Here is a 16474-nt window from a genome sequence, read left to right on the forward strand (position 1 = left end):
CGTCACCGCTCCCACTCGATCAGGGGTCACAGGGTCGATAGCCTAGGGTCGAGAGCATGCAGCGCATCATCGGCATCGAGGTCGAGTACGGAATTTCCTCTCCTACCGAGCCTTCCGCCAATCCGATCCTGACATCCACCCAGGCGGTGCTGGCGTACGCCGCCGCGGCGGGTGTGCCGCGGGCCAAGCGGACGCGCTGGGACTACGAGGTGGAATCGCCGCTGCGTGACGCACGCGGGTTCGACCTGGGCCGGTTCAGTGGCCCGGCGCCGATCATCGACGCCGACGAGGTCGGCGCGGCCAACATGATCCTCACCAACGGCGCGCGTCTCTACGTCGACCACGCCCACCCGGAGTACTCCGCACCGGAGGTGCGCGATCCGCTCGATGCCGTCATCTGGGACAAGGCGGGGGAGCGCGTCATGGAAGCGGCTGCGCGCCATGCCTCGAGCGTGCCCGGCGCCCCGCGCCTGCAGTTGTACAAGAACAACGTCGACGGCAAGGGCGCGTCCTACGGCACCCACGAGAATTACCTGATGTCTCGCGAGACCCCGTTCTCCGCGATCATCGCCGGGCTCTCGCCGTTCTTCGCCTCCCGCCAGGTGTTCACCGGCTCGGGCCGCGTCGGCATCGGTCAGTCCGGCGACGAGCCCGGATTCCAGCTCTCGCAGCGCGCCGACTACATCGAGGTCGAGGTGGGCCTCGAGACGACGCTCAAGCGCGGCATCATCAACACCCGCGACGAGCCGCACGCCGACGCCGACAAGTACCGGCGCCTGCACGTGATCATCGGTGACGCCAACCTCGCCGAGATGGCGACCTATCTCAAGGTCGGAACGACGGCCCTGGTGCTCGACATCGTCGAGGCCGGCGTGGACCTGTCCGATCTGCAGCTGGCCCGTCCGGTGACGGCGGTGCACCAGATCAGTCACGACCCGACGCTGCGCCGCACGGTCGCGCTCGCGGACGGTCGCGAGCTGACGGCGTTGGCACTGCAGCGCATCTACCTCGAGCGCGTCTCCGCGCATCTCGACGCACAGGGCGAGAAGGATCCGCGCGCCGCCGACGTCGTCGAGAAGTGGGCGATGATCCTCGACAAGCTCGAGCGCGACCCGATGGACTGCGCGTCCCTCCTCGACTGGCCGGCGAAACTGCGGCTGCTCGAAGGGTTCCGCAACCGCGAGGGACTCGGCTGGTCGGCGCCGCGACTGCACCTCGTGGACCTGCAGTACTCGGACGTCCGCCTCGACAAGGGTCTCTACAACCGGCTCGTCGCGCGCGGATCGATGGAACGGCTGGTCTCCGAGCAGGACGTCATGGACGCCGTCTCGAACCCCCCGACCGACACCCGCGCGTACTTCCGCGGCGAGTGCCTCCGCAAGTTCGGCCGCGACATAGCGGCCGCGAGCTGGGACTCCGTCATCTTCGACCTGGGTGGAGACTCGCTGGTGCGTATCCCCACCCTCGAGCCACTGCGGGGGAGCATGGCCCACGTCGGTGCTCTGCTCGAATCGGTGGACTCGGCCGCAGAACTGGTGGACCAGCTCACCACCTGACGGTCCGCCCGTGCCGGACGTACGGTGGGTTGTCACCCTGTGACGGCGCATGCTCGGTAGGGTGAAGTTTCGCTGCGTGTCGAGAGAACACGCGGTTCGTGACGAGGAGGTCGGCTATGGCACAAGAGCAGACCACACGCTCCGGCGGTGGCGATGACGACGACGGTTCGGCCGAGGGCGCATCGGGTCAGGAACGACGCGAGAAGCTCGCCGAGGAGACCGACGATCTCCTCGACGAGATCGACGACGTGCTCGAGGAGAACGCGGAGGACTTCGTCCGCGCCTACGTGCAAAAGGGCGGCCAGTGACGGACGCGAACTCCGTTCCCCGTCCCCACGAGAGCGACACCACCCTGCGCTACGGGTCGCCGTTCTCCTCCTTCAGTGAACACCTGCGGGCCTACGCACCGCACCTGTTGCCCGAGAACCGTTTTCGTGCGGATCTCGCTCTGTCCCCGGAGGCGACGATGCAGTCCGACATCGCACCGCACGGCACCACCATCGTGGCCGTCACCTTCGACGGCGGCGTCATCCTCGCGGGTGATCGCCGCGCGACGATGGGCAACCTCATCGCCAGTCGCGACGTCGACAAGGTGTACGTCACGGACGACTACTCGGCCGCCGGCATCGCGGGTACCGCGGGCATGGCGATCGAGCTGGTGCGGCTGTTCGCGGTCGAACTCGAGCACTACGAGAAGATCGAGGGCGTCTCCCTCACCTTCAACGGCAAGGCCAACAAGCTGTCCTCCATGGTGCGGGCCAATCTCGGTGCGGCCATGCAAGGTCTGGCTGTGGTTCCGCTGCTCGTCGGCTACGACCTCGACGCCGCCGACGCCCGCCATGCGGGGCGCATCGTGTCCTATGACGTGGTCGGTGGCCGCTACGAGGAACGGTCCGGCTACCACGCGGTGGGATCGGGATCGCTGTTCGCGAAGTCGGCGATGAAGAAGCTCTACCGCGAGGACATGACCGAGGACGAGGCACTGCGCGTCGCGGTCGAATCGCTGTACGACGCTGCCGACGACGATTCGGCGACCGGCGGACCGGATCTGACCCGCGGCATCTACCCGACGGCGGTGGCCATCGGTGCCGGGGGAGCGAACCTGGTGGGATCGGACCGCATCGAGGCCCTGGCCCGTGCGGTACTGCAGGACCGATCGGAAGAAGGGGGTGCGCGCCGATGACGATGCCGTACTACGCGTCCGCCGAACAGATCATGCGCGATCGTTCGGAACTGGCGCGCAAGGGAATCGCACGCGGTCGCAGCGTGGTCGTGCTGACCTACGCGGACGGCGTGCTCTTCGTCGCCGAGAACCGGTCCTCCGCACTGCACAAGGTGAGCGAGCTGTACGACCGCCTCGGCTTCGCCGCGGTGGGCAAGTACAACGAGTTCGAGAATTTACGCCGCGCCGGCATCGTGCACGCCGACACCAAGGGCTACACCTACGACCGTGCGGACGTCACCGGACGATCGTTGGCCAAGGCGTACGCGCAGACGCTCGGCACCATCTTCACCGAGCAGCTCAAGCCGTACGAGGTGGAGATCTGCGTGGCCGAGGTCGGTGCCGTCGACGAGAGCCCCCGGTCCCAGCTCTACCGCATCACGTACGACGGCTCGATCGTCGACGAGGTCGACTTCGTGGTCATGGGCGGTGCCACCGAACCGATCTCGACGGTCCTGCGCGAGAAGTACCGCTCGGGGCTCGATCTCGACGCGGCGGTCGCGCTGGCAGTCGGTGCGCTCCAGGACTCCACGTCGACGCCGCCGACCAACGGTGCCGCGAGCGAGCCCGCGGAGAAGCGCGTCCTCGAGGTCACGAGCCTCGAAGTGGCCGTTCTCGAACAGACGCGGCCGAGGCGTGCGTTCCGGCGGATCTCCGGAGCGGCGCTCCAGGGACTGTTGCCCCCCGGTTCGGAACCTGCGGGCACCTGACCGACCGGCTACGAAGCACCCGTCACGCGCGCGGCGCGTCGGCGGTGCCCGTTCCGTACAGCGTGAGCAGCGAGGGCCGGGCCCGGTAGTCGAAGGCCCGGCCCTCGCCCGCCACCTCCCCGTCCACCGCCACCGCGACCGTGGTCTGCAGGTTGCGCACCGAGACCGCCGGCACCCGCAGATGGCGGTAGGTGGGCGACGTGCCGAGAGTCCCGGTCATCGCGGCGAGTGCGAGGCGGGTACGCGAGAGCCGCATGTGCGCGCGCAGGAACCGCACGTCCAGCACACCGCTCGCGATCGACGGCCGCGACATGGGCACCTGATCACCCGGCGTGTAGGTGCCGTTGCCGACGAACATCATCCACACCGAGTCGCGGCGCCCGTCGATCTCCACGTGCATCGGCTCGGCCACCGCCAGGACGGCCACCATCGCGGCCGCGGCCGCGGGCCACTTCCCGATGCGTGAGCTCCACTTGTCCCGCAGCCGAACCGAATCCGGGTAGCCCCCGATGCTGGCGGTGTTGACGAAGAGGATCTCCTCACCGCCGTCGATGCTCACACCGCCGAGATCCACCCGGCTGGACGCGCCGCGAGTGACGGCGTCCGCGGTGACCGACACCTCCACCGCGCCGACGTCCCGTGCGAAGTGGTTCAGCGTGCCGCCGGGGAACACCGCGAGAGGAAGCCCCGTCCGCACCGCGGCCGCGACGGCAGCGGCCACCGTGCCGTCCCCTCCGCAGACTCCGAGCGCGAGCACGTCCGATCCTGCGGCGCGGACGAACTGGGCGGTGAAGTCGTCGTCGGCGTCCGGCTCGAGGAACCGCGCCCTCGGCAGGGCCTTCGCCACGTCGGCGACGACTTCCGAATTGTGGGTGCCCGCGCCCGGATTGACCAGCACGAGCATTCCCTCACCCTCGTGCAGGGCGGGCGCCAGCCCCGCGGGGCCCAACTCGGCCGACTCGGTGGAGCGCACGGCCCACCAGCGGCGGGTCGACAGCGCGACCGCGACCCCGAGCGCCGCGCCCACCACCACGTCCGACGGCCAGTGCACACCGACGTGCACTCGCGAGTACGCGACCGTCGCGGCCAGCGGGGCGACCAGGAGACCGGCGAGCGGAGCCTCGAGCGCCACGCCCGTCGCGAACGCCGCGGCGGAGGCGGCGTGACCGGACGGGAACGACGACGACACGGGTGGGGTCATGATCCGCCGGAGCGCGGGGACCGACGCGGCCGGTGGACGATCGCGGGGGAGCAGCGGCTTGAGCACCCCGTTCGCGAGCGAGCTGGCACCCACGACCGCGAGCATGCCGCGTACGGCACCTCGTCGTCGGGGGCCGCCGGACGCGGCGAGCGCCGACGCCACGATCGCCCACAGAACACTGTGATCGGCGAGCCCGGTGAGCGTGCGCAGCGCGGGGTCCAACCCCGACGGTCGCGACGCGAAACTGGCCTTCACCAGCGCCAGATCGACGGAACGGGTGCGGCCGCGCAGCGATCGGGGATTCACCTGCGCCACACTACGGCTGCCACGGGCTCGGGTAGCCGATGCCGCGGTCGATGCCGTTGTACTGTCGAAGTGTGCAGCGACGAATCATGGGGATCGAGACCGAGTTCGGTGTGACGTGCACGTTCCACGGGCACCGTCGACTCAGCCCGGACGAGGTGGCCCGGTATCTGTTCCGGCGTGTCGTGTCGTGGGGACGCAGCTCCAACGTGTTCCTGCGCAACGGTGCGCGGCTCTACCTGGACGTCGGCTCCCATCCCGAGTACGCCACTGCCGAGTGCGACAGCCTTCTGCAGCTGGTCACGCACGACCGCGCCGGCGAGCGTGTTCTCGAGGACCTGCTCATCGACGCCGAGCAGCGTCTCGTCGAGGAGGGCATCGGCGGCGACATCTACCTCTTCAAGAACAACACCGACTCCGCGGGCAACTCCTACGGCTGCCACGAGAACTACCTCGTGGTGCGCGCCGGTGAGTTCTCCCGCATCTCCGACGTGCTGTTGCCGTTCCTGGTCACCCGCCAGCTCATCTGCGGCGCGGGCAAGATCCTGCAGACGCCGAAGGCCGCCACGTTCTGCCTCTCGCAGCGCGCCGAGCACATCTGGGAGGGCGTGTCGTCCGCGACCACCCGCTCACGGCCCATCATCAACACGCGCGACGAACCGCATGCCGACGCCGAGAAGTACCGTCGTCTGCACGTCATCGTCGGCGACTCCAACATGGCCGAGCCGACGACCATGCTCAAGGTCGGCACCGCAGCGCTGGTCCTGGAGATGATCGAGGCGGGCGTCTCGTTCCGAGACTTCGCCCTGGACAACCCGATTCGCGCCATCCGCGAGGTGTCCCACGACTCGACGGGGCGGCGCCCCGTCCGTCTCGCGGGGGGACGCCAGGCCAGTGCACTCGAGATCCAGCGCGAGTACCACGCCCGCGCCGTCGAGCACCTGCGCAACCGCGAGCCGGACGCGCAGATCGAGCAAGTCGTCGACCTGTGGGGCCGCACCCTCGACGCCGTCGAGGCGCAGGACTTCGCCAAGGTGGACACCGAGATCGACTGGGTTATCAAGCGCAAGCTGTTCGATCGCTATCAGGACAGGTACTCGATGGACCTGTCCGACCCGAAGATCGCCCAGCTGGACTTGGCCTATCACGACATCAAGCGCGGCCGCGGCGTCTTCGACGTGCTGCAGCGCAAGGGACTGGTCAAGCGCGTCACCGAGGACGACCAGATCGACGAGGCGGTGAACACGCCGCCGCAGACGACACGCGCGAAGCTGCGTGGCGAGTTCATCAGCGCCGCACAGGAGGCGGGACGCGACTTCACCGTCGACTGGGTGCATCTCAAGCTCAACGACCAGGCTCAGCGCACGGTGCTGTGCAAGGACCCGTTCCGCTCGGTCGACGAGCGCGTGGAGCGCCTGATCGCGTCGATGTAGAGGCCGACGGTCCTCCTTCTCCACAGGAGTCCCGTCCTCCCCACCCCGGCGATGCGCACGGGTGGGGAGATGCTCAGCCACTAGGCTGGGTCGGTGGCGATCTCCAAAGTCGAGCGGTTGATGAACCTCGTCATCTGCCTGCTCTCGACACGGCAGTACCTGACCGCCGAGCGCATCCGCGAGTCCGTCGCCGGATACGAGGACTCGGCGAGCGACGAGGCCTTCAGTCGCATGTTCGAGCGCGACAAGAACGAGCTGCGTGATCTCGGCGTCCCGCTCGAGACCGGTCAGATCTCGCGCTTCTCGACGGTCGAGGGGTACCGCATCAACCGCGATCGGTACGAACTCCCCGACGTCGACCTGGCCAGCGACGAGGCCGCTGCGGTCGCCGTGGCCGTCCAACTCTGGGAGTCGCCCGAGCTCACCTCCGCCGCTCAGAGCGCGATGTTGAAGTTGCGCGCCGCGGGCGTGCAGGTGGACACCGAGAACTCGCCGGCCGCCGTGACCGCCGTTCCGTCCCGCAGTCGAGGTTCCGAGCCCGCGCTGGGCAAGCTGCTGGCTGCTATCGACGCCGGCCGGTCCGTGCGGTTCTCGCACCGTTCCACCCCGGCCGCCCCCTTCCGGGAGCGCACCGTCGAGCCGTGGGGAGTGGTCACCCACTCCGGACGCTGGTACCTCGTCGGGCACGACACCGAGCGCGACGCCGTCCGTACCTTCCGCCTGTCACGGATCGGGGACGACGTCGTGGCCTTCGGACCGGCGGGATCGGTGCGCAAGCCCGACGACGTCGATCTCGGTGTCATCGTGGCCCGCGCCGCCGCGAGCGGTGACGTGGCGGGCAGCGCCGACGTCTGGGTGTCGGAGGGACGGGGACTCGAGCTGCGCCGTCTCGGCACCGAGGTGGGGACGCGTGAGCTCGTGGGGCGACGCGGTTCGGTGGTCCGCATCCCGGTGCGGTCGTGGGAGTGGATCGCGCGGGTGGTCGCCGGCCACGGCGCCGACGCGATCGTGCTGTCGCCGACCGAACTCCGCGACATCGTCGTCGGCACCCTGTCCGTGAGCGCGCACCGCGCGCCGACCGACGCCATCTCGCCCGGGAGCAGCTCATGAGCGTTCGCCTGTCCTCGCGGCTGGCCCGGCTGCTCAACCTCGTGCCGTACTTCATCGCCAATCCGGGTATCAGCGCGGCCGACGCCGCGGCCGAGCTCGGGGTCACGACCAAACAGCTGATGGACGACCTGAACCAGCTGTGGATGTGCGGACTGCCCGGATACGGTCCGGGCGATCTCATCGATCTGTCGTTCTCCGAGGACAGCATCGAGGTCACGTTCTCCGCAGGTATCGACAGGCCGCTGCGTCTGACGTCAACGGAAGCGACCGCGCTGCTCATCGCGCTGCGGTCACTCGTCGAGATGCCCGGCATGGTGGACCCGTCCGCGGCGTACCGCGCCATCGCGAAGATCGAGGCCGCGGCGGGTGTCGCGGCGGCCGAGGGGCCGGACGACACGTTCGAGCCGCAGGAGAGTCCCAGTGTCACGACCGTCCGTGGGGCGCTCGCCCGCGGTCGCGCGCTGCACATCACCTACTACTCGGCATCGCGGGACGTGGTGTCCGAACGCACCGTCGATCCGTTGCGCATCGTCCTCGTCGACGATCAGAGCTACCTGCAGGCCTGGTGCCGCGACGCGGAGGGCGTCCGGCTGTTCCGGCTGGACCGCATCGATGCCGCGACCGAGCTGGACGAGCCGTCCGCACCGCCCGAGCAGGCCCGGACCGGTGGGGACGCACTCGATCTCTTCCACGACGATCCGTCGCTGCCGCTCGCACGGCTCGTCGTCGCACCCGACCACGTGTGGATTCTGGACTACTACCCCATGACGCAGACCGCTGCGCACGACGACGGCTCGATCGAGGTCTCGATGCGATTCGCGACGCTCGACTGGATGAGCCGTCTGGCGCTGGGTCTGGGGTCGGGAGTGCGGGTGCTCGGACCGCCCGCACTGGTTCGTGAGGTCACCGCTCGGTCGCGAGACGCCCTCGACGTCTATCGCGCCGTCTCGGGAGCGTGACCGGCCCATCTCGAGTCGTCCGGACATGCAGGACTCGTCCGGTGAACTCTCGGCGAACGGTTGGTACGCGGGTCCACCGGACACCGGGTGGGAGCCCTCGGGTCCGGTAGCATCGAATCCACCGAAACTGGGAGGTTTTCATGGGTGCATTACAACCCTGGCACTGGATCGTCCTGATCGTCGTGCTCGTACTGCTGTTCGGATCGAAGAAGCTGCCCGAGGCCGCACGTGGCCTGGGACGCTCGATGCGCATCTTCAAGAGTGAAGTGCAGGAGATGCAGAACGACGGCAAGAAGCCGGACACCACCACGAACACGGCGCCGGCACCGCAGTCGCAGTTGCCGTCCCCGAACACGGTCACCCCGACCGTCGCGTCGACCGAACCGACGCACGAGCAGCACCCGCGCTCGGCCTGACACTCGCAGGCACCACGGTCGGGGCGATGTCGCCTCGGCCGTTTCGTGGGTGGTGACCGAGGTTCGCGCCCGCTGCGGCGTGCGCACCTCGGCACCCGTCACCGCGAACCACAGTCTTCAGTCCAGGCACCGCAGTCGACAGGCGAAGAGTCACCGTGCGCATACCGTTCGATCCGCGACAGCGCAGGCGTCGCGTCAATCCCGACGGCACCATGTCGTTGGTGGAGCATCTCTACGAGCTCCGCACGCGTCTGCTGTGGTCGATGCTGGCCATCGTCCTCACCACGATCGTGGGGTTCTTCTGGTACTCGCACTCGCTGCTGGGTATCGAGTCGCTCGGTGACCTGCTCCGCGGGCCGTACTGCTCGCTCCCGTCCGAGAGTCGTGCCGAGCTCACCGACGACGGCACGTGTCGGCTGCTCGCCACCGGACCGTTCGAGCAGTTCATGCTCCGGTTCAAGGTGGCCATCACCGCGGGCGTCGTGCTCGCCTGCCCCATCTGGCTCTATCAGGTGTGGGCGTTCATCACGCCCGGCCTCTACCGCCAGGAACGGCGCTACGCCATCTCGTTCGTCACGGCGGCGGCCGTGCTCTTCGTCTCCGGCGCCGTCCTCGCCTACATCGTCGTCGCGAAAGCCCTGCACTTCCTGCTGACCATCGGCGACAACGTCCAGGTCACCGCTCTCAGTGGCGCCGAGTACTTCGGCTTCGTCATCAACCTGCTCGTCATCTTCGGCGTCAGCTTCGAGATCCCGCTTTTGATCGTCGCGCTCAACGCCGTCGGCGTCCTGAAGTACGAGAAGCTCCGCGGCTGGCGTCGCGGGCTCATCTTCGCGATGTTCGCCTTCGCCGCCGTCGTCACGCCCGGCGGTGACCCCTTCTCGATGACCGCGCTGGCGCTCGCGCTGAGCATCCTCGTCGAGTTCGCCATCCAGATCGCGCGCGTCAACGATCGACGGCGCGCACGGCGCGAGACCGAGGAGTGGGGGAACGTCTCCGATGACGAGGCGTCGCCTCTCGACACCTCCGCCGCCCCGGTCGGCAGGCCCGTCCCGGTGCGTCACGACGCCGACGCCGACTACTCCGACACTCTCTGAGTTGCCCACACTGTCTGAGTGACCCCCATCGGCGGACACCCTCTAATCTGGAGTCGTGGCCAATCACAGCGGGCAGCAGAACACCGGCGACATCCGGACTCGACTCGTGGACGGGCCGAAGCTGACGGAGTTCGCGGCGTCGCTTCCGTTCCCGCTCGATCCCTTCCAGATCCGTGCGTGCTCGGCCCTCGAGGACGGGCACGGCGTACTGGTGTGCGCGCCGACCGGAGCCGGCAAGACCGTCGTCGGCGAGTTCGCCGTCCACCTCGCACTCACCAGCGGCGCGAAGTGTTTCTACACCACCCCCATCAAGGCACTGAGCAACCAGAAGTACGCCGAGCTCGTCGCGCGTTACGGCAAGGGCTACGTCGGCCTGCTGACCGGTGACCAGAGCATCAACTCGGACGCACCGATCGTCATCATGACCACCGAGGTGCTCCGCAACATGCTGTACGCGGAATCGCCTGCGCTGCGCGGACTCTCGCACGTGGTGATGGACGAGGTGCACTACCTCGCCGACCGGTTCCGCGGCGCCGTGTGGGAGGAGGTCATCCTGCACCTGTCCGAGGACGTCCGGCTCGTCAGCCTGTCGGCGACGGTGAGCAACGCCGAGGAGTTCGGCGCCTGGATGGAGACGGTGCGTGGCAACACCACCGTCGTCGTCGACGAGACCCGCCCGGTTCCGCTGTGGCAGCACATCCTCGTCGGTCGCCGCCTGTTCGACCTCTTCGACGTCGAGGCGAACAACGGTGCTCCGGGCGGCGTGGTCGTGGACAAGAACCTCGTCCGGTACGTCAAGGAACGAGTGCAGGCCGAGCGCATGGGCGCCTGGGAGGCCCCACGCGGCCGTGGCCCGCGGTCGGGTCGGTCCGGTGGCCGCCCCGGCCGGCCGGAATCTCGTCCGATCCCGCGGCCCGACGTCATCAAGCTCCTCGACGAGGAGGGGTTGCTTCCCGCCATCACGTTCATCTTCAGCCGCGCCGGGTGCGACGGCGCCGTCGATCAGTGTCTTCGATCGGGACTGCGGCTGACCTCCGAGGAGCAGGCGCGCGAGATCACCGAGGTCGTCGAGCGCCACACGGCCGAGATCCCGCGCAGCGACCTCGAGGTGCTCGGCTACTGGGAGTGGCGCGACGCCCTCGAGCGGGGCATCGCCGCGCATCACGCAGGGATGCTGCCGGTGTTCCGGCACACGGTCGAGGAACTGTTCGTTCGCGGTCTGGTCCGCGCGGTCTTCGCGACGGAGACCCTCGCCCTCGGCATCAACATGCCGGCGCGGACGGTGGTGCTCGAGCGCCTCGTGAAGTTCAACGGTGAGGCGCACGCCAACCTGTCGGCGGGGGAGTACACGCAACTCACCGGCCGCGCCGGTCGTCGAGGTATCGACGTCGAGGGTCATGCGGTGGTGCTGTGGCAGTCGGGTGTCGAGCCGACCGAGGTGGCCGGGTTGGCCTCCACCCGTACGTTCCCCCTGCGGAGTTCGTTCCGCCCCTCGTACAACATGGCGGTGAACCTGGTCGACCGGATGGGTGTCGACGCGTCCCGGATGCTGCTCGAACGGTCGTTCGCGCAGTACCAGGCCGATGCGTCCGTCGTCGGGTTGGTGCGCGGTATCGAGAAGAACGCCGTGGCTCGGCGCGAGTTGCTCGGCAAGTTGGGCGGCGAGGACTCGCCCTACGTCGAGTACACCGCCCTGCGCGCGCGCCTCAAGGAGCGCGAACGCGAGCTCGAGCGTCAGGGCCGCACGGATCGTCGCAACGATGCCGTCACGTCGCTGGTGTCGCTGCGGCGCGGTGACGTCATCTCCATCCCGTCCGGTCGACGCTCGGGACTGGCTGTCGTCCTGGAGACCGACGCGAACTCGGTGGACCCGCGGCCGCTGGTGCTCACCGAGGACAAGTGGGCGGGGCGCGTGTCGTCGGCGGACTTCCCCACACCGGTGTCGGCTCTCGGCCACATGCGCCTTCCCCGCCACGTCGATCACCGCACGGCGCAGACCCGTCGTGATCTGGCGTCCGCGCTCCGGGGAACGGGGATCAGCGCGCCGGGACGCGGTCGGCGCCGGCAGTCGTCGGCAGGCGACGATCGCGAGCTCGGAGTGCTGCGCCGCGCCGTCCGCTCGCATCCGTGCCACACCTGGCCGGATCGTGAGCATCTCGCCCGGCTGGCCGAGAAGTACAGCCGGCTCGAACGTGACACCGATGCGATGAAGCAGAAGGTCGCCGCGACCACCAACTCGTTGGCCCGTACCTTCGATCGCATCCTGGCGCTGCTCACCGAGCGCGGCTATCTGGCCGCCGGTCCTGACGGCGAGGTCGCGGTCACCGACCGTGGAGCCAAGCTCGGACGTCTGTACTCGGAGTCGGACCTGCTGGTCGCGGAGTGCCTCGCCGAGGGAATCTGGCGCGGCCTCGGGCCGGCCGAGCTCGCCGCCGTGGTCTCGACCGTCGTGTACGAGTCGCGCCAGGAGGGTGAGAGCGCGGAGCAGGGTCCGACCGGGAACATCCGACACGCGTTGACCCGCACCGTCGCCGCGTGGCACGAGCTCCGCGCGGACGAGATCCGGCTGAAGCTGCCTCCGACGCGGGAACCCGACACCGGGTTCGCGGTGGCCGTCTACAAGTGGGCTCGCAAGGAGTCGCTCGAGGACGTGCTGTTCGCCGCGGGTCAGCACGGCCGCGCCCTGTCCGGCGGAGACTTCGTACGGTGGTGCCGCCAGGTCATCGATCTGCTCGACCAGATCCGCTCGGTGTCCCCCGACGACGAGGTCACCGCGACCGCCACGAAGGCGATCTCGGCGATACGGCGCGGAGTCGTCGCCGTCGATGCCGCATGATGGTCTCCACAGTCACAGCAGTCACCACAGGCACCCACCGGAGGCGATGATGAGCGGCCCGTACAACCCCGACGACCGTTCCTCGGCCGGTGAGGACACGCCCACCAGCCAGTACCCGAGCGGACAGCAGCCGGGCTACGACCAGCAGGCTTACGGTCAACAGCCCTACGGTCAACAGCCCTACGGTCAACAGCCCTACGGTCAACAGCCGGGCTACGACCAGCAGGCCTACGGTCAGCAACCCCAGTACGGGCAGCAGCCTTACGGTCAGCAGCCGCAGTACGGCCAACAGCCCTACGGCCAGCAGCCCCAGTACGGCCAGCAGCCTTACGGCCAACAGCCCTACGGCCAGCAGCCCCAGTACGGCCAGCAGCCCTACGGACAGCCGGGCTACCCGCAGGGCAACCAGCAGTGGAACGCCGCGCCGGCGCAGAAGCAGTCGAAGGTGCCGTTCATCGTGGGCGGCGTCGTCATCGCTGCGATCGTCGTGGCGGGTGGGATCTACGCGGCCACGTCGCTGGGCGGCGACACTCTGGACAACTCCGCGGTGCAGAGCGGAGTGGCCAAGATCGTGACCGAGTCCTACGGCGCGATCGACGTCTCCGCGGTGTCCTGCCCGTCGGGCCAGAAGGTGGAGGCGAACACGACCTTCTCCTGCGACCTGACGGTGGACGGTGAGGCGCGCTCGGTGACGGTGACCGTCAAGGACGACCAGGGCACCTACGAGGTCGGCCGGCCCCAGTAGCTCACCGCGCCATCGCGGTGAGAAGGCGGCCGACGGAGTTCTGCACGCCGAGTTCCTCGGCGAGTGCCGCGAGGCGTTCCGGATCGACGGGCTCGTGCGGCAGCACGTCGGGGCGCGACCAGATGATGTCCGCATCGGTCACCACCCGTACCACCGGGAGTGCGGCGTCGATGTAGTCGCGGGAGCTCTGGATCTTCGCGCGCACCCCGGCCGACATCTCGGGGTCGCCCGAGTCGGCGGCGGCGAGCAACGACTCGAGGGAGCCGAACTTCTGCATGAGGGACGCCGCGGTCTTCTCCCCGACCCCCTTCACCCCGGGCAGCCCGTCGGACGAATCACCGCGCAGCAGTGCGAGTTCCGCGTAGCCCGGCCCGGGTCGGTCCGCGGGCACCCCGTACTTCTCGGCCACTTCTGTCGGGCCGAACAGCTCGGCTTTCGCCAGTCCGCGTCCCGCGTAGAGCACACGCACCGGAACCGGATCGTCGGAGACGACCTGCAACAGGTCGCGGTCTCCGCTGACCACCACCACGGTGCCGTCGCGCTCGGTGGCGGCGAGGGTTCCCAACACGTCGTCCGCCTCGAGACCCTCCGCTCCGGCCGTCGCGATGCCCGCGGCCTCGAGGATCTCCAGGATCAGGTTCACCTGCGGACCCAGTGCGTCGGGTGCCTCCTCCGCGTCCGGGCCCGCAGCGGACTCGGTGAGCACCCGATGCGCCTTGTAGGACGGCACCAGATCGACCCGGAAGGTGGGACGCCAGTCGAGGTCGAGGCAGACGGCCAGTCGGGACGCACCCGTCCGCGTGATGAGGGACGCGACCATGTCGGTGAAACCACGCACCGCGTTCACCGGCCGACCGTCGGGCGCCGTGATCGATTCGGGCAACGCGTGGAAGGCCCGGAACCACAGGCTCGCCGCATCGAGGAGAAGTACCGTGTCTCTGCTCTCGGCCGTCATGCGCCACATCCTGCCGCATGTAGGCGGCACTGGAGTCGATAGCCTGGCGTCATGACGTCTCGGTTTCCCTCCTCCGTGTATCGCACCCGCCTCGACCGAGCGGCGGCTCTCGCTGCCGAGGCCGGTCTCGACGCGCTGCTGATCACGCCCGGACCCGACCTGCGCTATCTGCTCGGCTCGCGCGCCGAGTCGTTCGAGCGTCTGACCTGCCTCGTCGTCCCGGCGGACGGCACGCCCGCGTCGGTGGTGGTGCCTCGCATCGAACTGGCGGCGTTGAAGGACTCGGCCGCGGCCGACCTGGGAATCGAGCTGCGGGACTGGGTCGACGGCGTGAATCCGCATCAGGCAGTCGCGGCGCTGCTTCCCGGCCCGGCCCGGACCGCTGTCACCGACGCCATGCCCGCCCTGCATCTCGTTCCGCTGACCGAGGCGCTCGGCGCGATGCCCGTACTGGCGACGGCGGTCCTGCGCGAGCTCCGGATGACCAAGGACGACGCGGAGATCGGCGCGTTGCGCACGGCGGGCGCCGCCATCGACCGCGTCCACGCGCGCATGGGCGAGTTCCTTGCGGCCGGGCGCACCGAAGCGCAGGTCGCTGCCGACATCTCGGCCGCGATCCTCGAGGAGGGACACACCGAGGCGGCGTTCGTCATCGTCGGCTCGGGCCCGCACGGCGCCGACCCGCACCACGAAGTGTCCGAGCGCGTCATCGAGGAGGGCGACGTCGTCGTCATCGACATCGGTGGCCCCGTCGAGCCGGGCTACAACTCGGACTCCACCCGGACCTACAGCATCGGCGAGCCGTCGGACTCGGTCGCTGCGACCGTGGCGGTCCTCGAGCGCGCGCAGCAGGCAGCCGTCGATGCAGTCCGTCCCGGAGTCACCGCGGAGTCGATCGACGCCGCCGCACGCGACATCCTGGTCGACGCCGGCTACGGCGACGTCTTCGTGCACCGCACCGGGCACGGCATCGGCCTCTCGGTGCACGAGGAGCCGTACATCGTGGCGGGCAACGACATTCCGCTCGAGGTGGGGATGGCGTTCAGCATCGAGCCGGGGGTGTACTTCACCGGCGAGTGGGGCGCCCGCATCGAGGACATCGTCATCGTGACTCCGGAGGGCTGCGAGTCGGTCAACACGCGGCCGCATGGCCTGACCGTGCTTCCGGTGCGATGAGCCTCGACCTCCTCGCCACACTGCGACGCGAGGGCGACCGCCTCGCGTCGATGCCTGTCGAGGCGCTGACGGCGCCGGTACCCACCGTGCCGGGATGGACGCTCGAGCACGTGGTCCGACACACGGGCAAGGTCCACCGGTGGGCGAACGCGGTGATCCTGGCGGGCCCGGGTGCGGACACGGGCGCGGTGGCGAAGCAGCAGGTCGAATCGTTACCCAAGGGCCCGGACAGTCTCCCCGCGTACCGATCGTCGCTGGAGGCGATGGTCGCCACGTTCGAGTCGACGGATCCCGAGGCGGTCGTGGAGACGTTCGTCGGCGCGCGCACGGCCGCGTGGTGGCTCCGACGGCAGGCACACGAGGTCGCCGTGCACCGCATCGACGCCGCCGACGCCGTCCGCGCCGCCGGGGGAGTGGCGCCCGAGGCGCTCGATCCCGACGCCGCCGCGGACGCCGTGGCCGAGCTGACCGAGGTGCAGTATCCGCACCGACTGCTCCTCGACCGCCTGACGCCCGAGTCGATCGGGCGCACCGTGCACGTGCACGGAACGGACGTGGACGACCTGGAGTGGACGTTCACGCTCGGGGCCGACGGCCTCGCCAGTGCGCGCGGGCACGGGAAAGCCGATGTGGCACTGCGGGGTACGGCAGAGCACCTGCTGCTGGTGCTCTGCCGTCGTCGACCACTCGACGTGCTCACCGTCTTCGGTGACACTTCGGTCGCGGAGTCACTGCTCGACGCGTCCCGCTTCTGA

General features: G+C 69.2%; 15 protein-coding genes. 13 read left to right on the forward strand and 2 right to left on the reverse strand.

Features of this window, described 5'->3' with window-relative positions:
- The first annotated feature begins 56 nt into the window (after nucleotides 1-56).
- From dop to prcA, 4 genes are all read left to right on the forward strand, one after another.
- Nucleotides 57-1556: a depupylase/deamidase Dop gene (dop, locus tag J4E04_RS11170; RefSeq protein ID WP_490148621.1), complete on the forward strand. Its 1500-nt coding sequence runs from the start codon at nucleotides 57-59 to the stop codon at nucleotides 1554-1556.
- Between the two features lie 116 nt (nucleotides 1557-1672).
- The gene (locus J4E04_RS11175) at nucleotides 1673-1864 is read left to right on the forward strand and encodes a ubiquitin-like protein Pup (protein WP_027505357.1); all 192 of its coding nucleotides are present in this window, start codon (nucleotides 1673-1675) and stop codon (nucleotides 1862-1864) included.
- Nucleotides 1861-2739 (forward strand): proteasome subunit beta, encoded by an 879-nt coding sequence (prcB, locus tag J4E04_RS11180; protein WP_027505358.1) that lies wholly within the window; start codon nucleotides 1861-1863, stop codon nucleotides 2737-2739. The genes J4E04_RS11175 and prcB overlap by 4 nt, the downstream gene beginning before the upstream one ends.
- Nucleotides 2736-3488, forward strand: a complete 753-nt coding sequence (gene prcA, locus J4E04_RS11185; RefSeq protein ID WP_027505359.1) for a proteasome subunit alpha — start codon at nucleotides 2736-2738, stop codon at nucleotides 3486-3488. Before prcB ends, prcA begins: the two co-directional genes overlap by 4 nt.
- Before the next feature lie 22 nt (nucleotides 3489-3510).
- Here the strand turns inward: prcA and J4E04_RS11190 are convergent, their stop codons facing one another.
- Nucleotides 3511-4995, reverse strand: coding sequence for a bifunctional phosphatase PAP2/diacylglycerol kinase family protein (locus J4E04_RS11190; RefSeq protein ID WP_308115430.1), 1485 nt, complete (start codon nucleotides 4993-4995; stop codon nucleotides 3511-3513).
- A 71-nt stretch (nucleotides 4996-5066) separates the two neighbouring features.
- Here J4E04_RS11190 and pafA point away from each other — a divergent pair, with 71 nt between their 5' ends.
- The 7 genes from pafA (at nucleotide 5067) to J4E04_RS11225 (ending at nucleotide 13588) form a co-directional block, all read left to right on the forward strand.
- A complete protein-coding gene (gene pafA / locus J4E04_RS11195) occupies nucleotides 5067-6425 on the forward strand; it encodes a Pup--protein ligase (RefSeq protein ID WP_197027762.1) in 1359 nt (452 codons plus the stop codon).
- Nucleotides 6426-6518: 93 nt separating this feature from the next.
- On the forward strand, nucleotides 6519-7535 hold the full coding sequence (locus J4E04_RS11200) for a helix-turn-helix transcriptional regulator (protein WP_490148622.1): 1017 nt from the start codon (nucleotides 6519-6521) through the stop codon (nucleotides 7533-7535).
- Complete coding sequence (locus tag J4E04_RS11205) at nucleotides 7532-8494, forward strand: helix-turn-helix transcriptional regulator (protein WP_490148623.1); 963 nt, start codon at nucleotides 7532-7534, stop codon at nucleotides 8492-8494. The genes J4E04_RS11200 and J4E04_RS11205 overlap by 4 nt, the downstream gene beginning before the upstream one ends.
- Before the next feature lie 140 nt (nucleotides 8495-8634).
- Nucleotides 8635-8910, forward strand: a complete 276-nt coding sequence (tatA, locus tag J4E04_RS11210) for a Sec-independent protein translocase subunit TatA (RefSeq protein ID WP_027505364.1) — start codon at nucleotides 8635-8637, stop codon at nucleotides 8908-8910.
- A gap of 155 nt (nucleotides 8911-9065) precedes the next feature.
- A complete protein-coding gene (gene tatC / locus J4E04_RS11215) occupies nucleotides 9066-10007 on the forward strand; it encodes a twin-arginine translocase subunit TatC (RefSeq protein ID WP_056444573.1) in 942 nt (313 codons plus the stop codon).
- A 106-nt stretch (nucleotides 10008-10113) separates the two neighbouring features.
- Complete coding sequence (locus J4E04_RS11220; RefSeq protein ID WP_490150537.1) at nucleotides 10114-12843, forward strand: DEAD/DEAH box helicase; 2730 nt, start codon at nucleotides 10114-10116, stop codon at nucleotides 12841-12843.
- Between the two features lie 46 nt (nucleotides 12844-12889).
- A complete protein-coding gene (locus tag J4E04_RS11225; protein WP_490148624.1) occupies nucleotides 12890-13588 on the forward strand; it encodes a DUF4333 domain-containing protein in 699 nt (232 codons plus the stop codon).
- Nucleotide 13589: 1 nt separating this feature from the next.
- On the opposite strand, the gene J4E04_RS11230 is transcribed toward J4E04_RS11225, so the two are convergent.
- Nucleotides 13590-14552 carry a 5'-3' exonuclease gene (locus J4E04_RS11230; protein WP_490148625.1) on the reverse strand — a complete coding sequence of 321 codons (963 nt, stop codon included), beginning with the start codon at nucleotides 14550-14552 and terminating at the stop codon, nucleotides 13590-13592.
- Between the two features lie 42 nt (nucleotides 14553-14594).
- Here J4E04_RS11230 and J4E04_RS11235 point away from each other — a divergent pair, with 42 nt between their 5' ends.
- Together J4E04_RS11235 and J4E04_RS11240 are read left to right on the forward strand one after the other, a co-directional pair.
- Nucleotides 14595-15719 (forward strand): M24 family metallopeptidase, encoded by a 1125-nt coding sequence (locus J4E04_RS11235; protein WP_027505369.1) that lies wholly within the window; start codon nucleotides 14595-14597, stop codon nucleotides 15717-15719.
- Nucleotides 15716-16474, forward strand: a complete 759-nt coding sequence (locus tag J4E04_RS11240) for a maleylpyruvate isomerase family mycothiol-dependent enzyme (RefSeq protein ID WP_328809813.1) — start codon at nucleotides 15716-15718, stop codon at nucleotides 16472-16474. Before J4E04_RS11235 ends, J4E04_RS11240 begins: the two co-directional genes overlap by 4 nt.

The sequence above is a fragment of the Rhodococcus sp. NFXS4 genome, assembly GCF_058139645.1.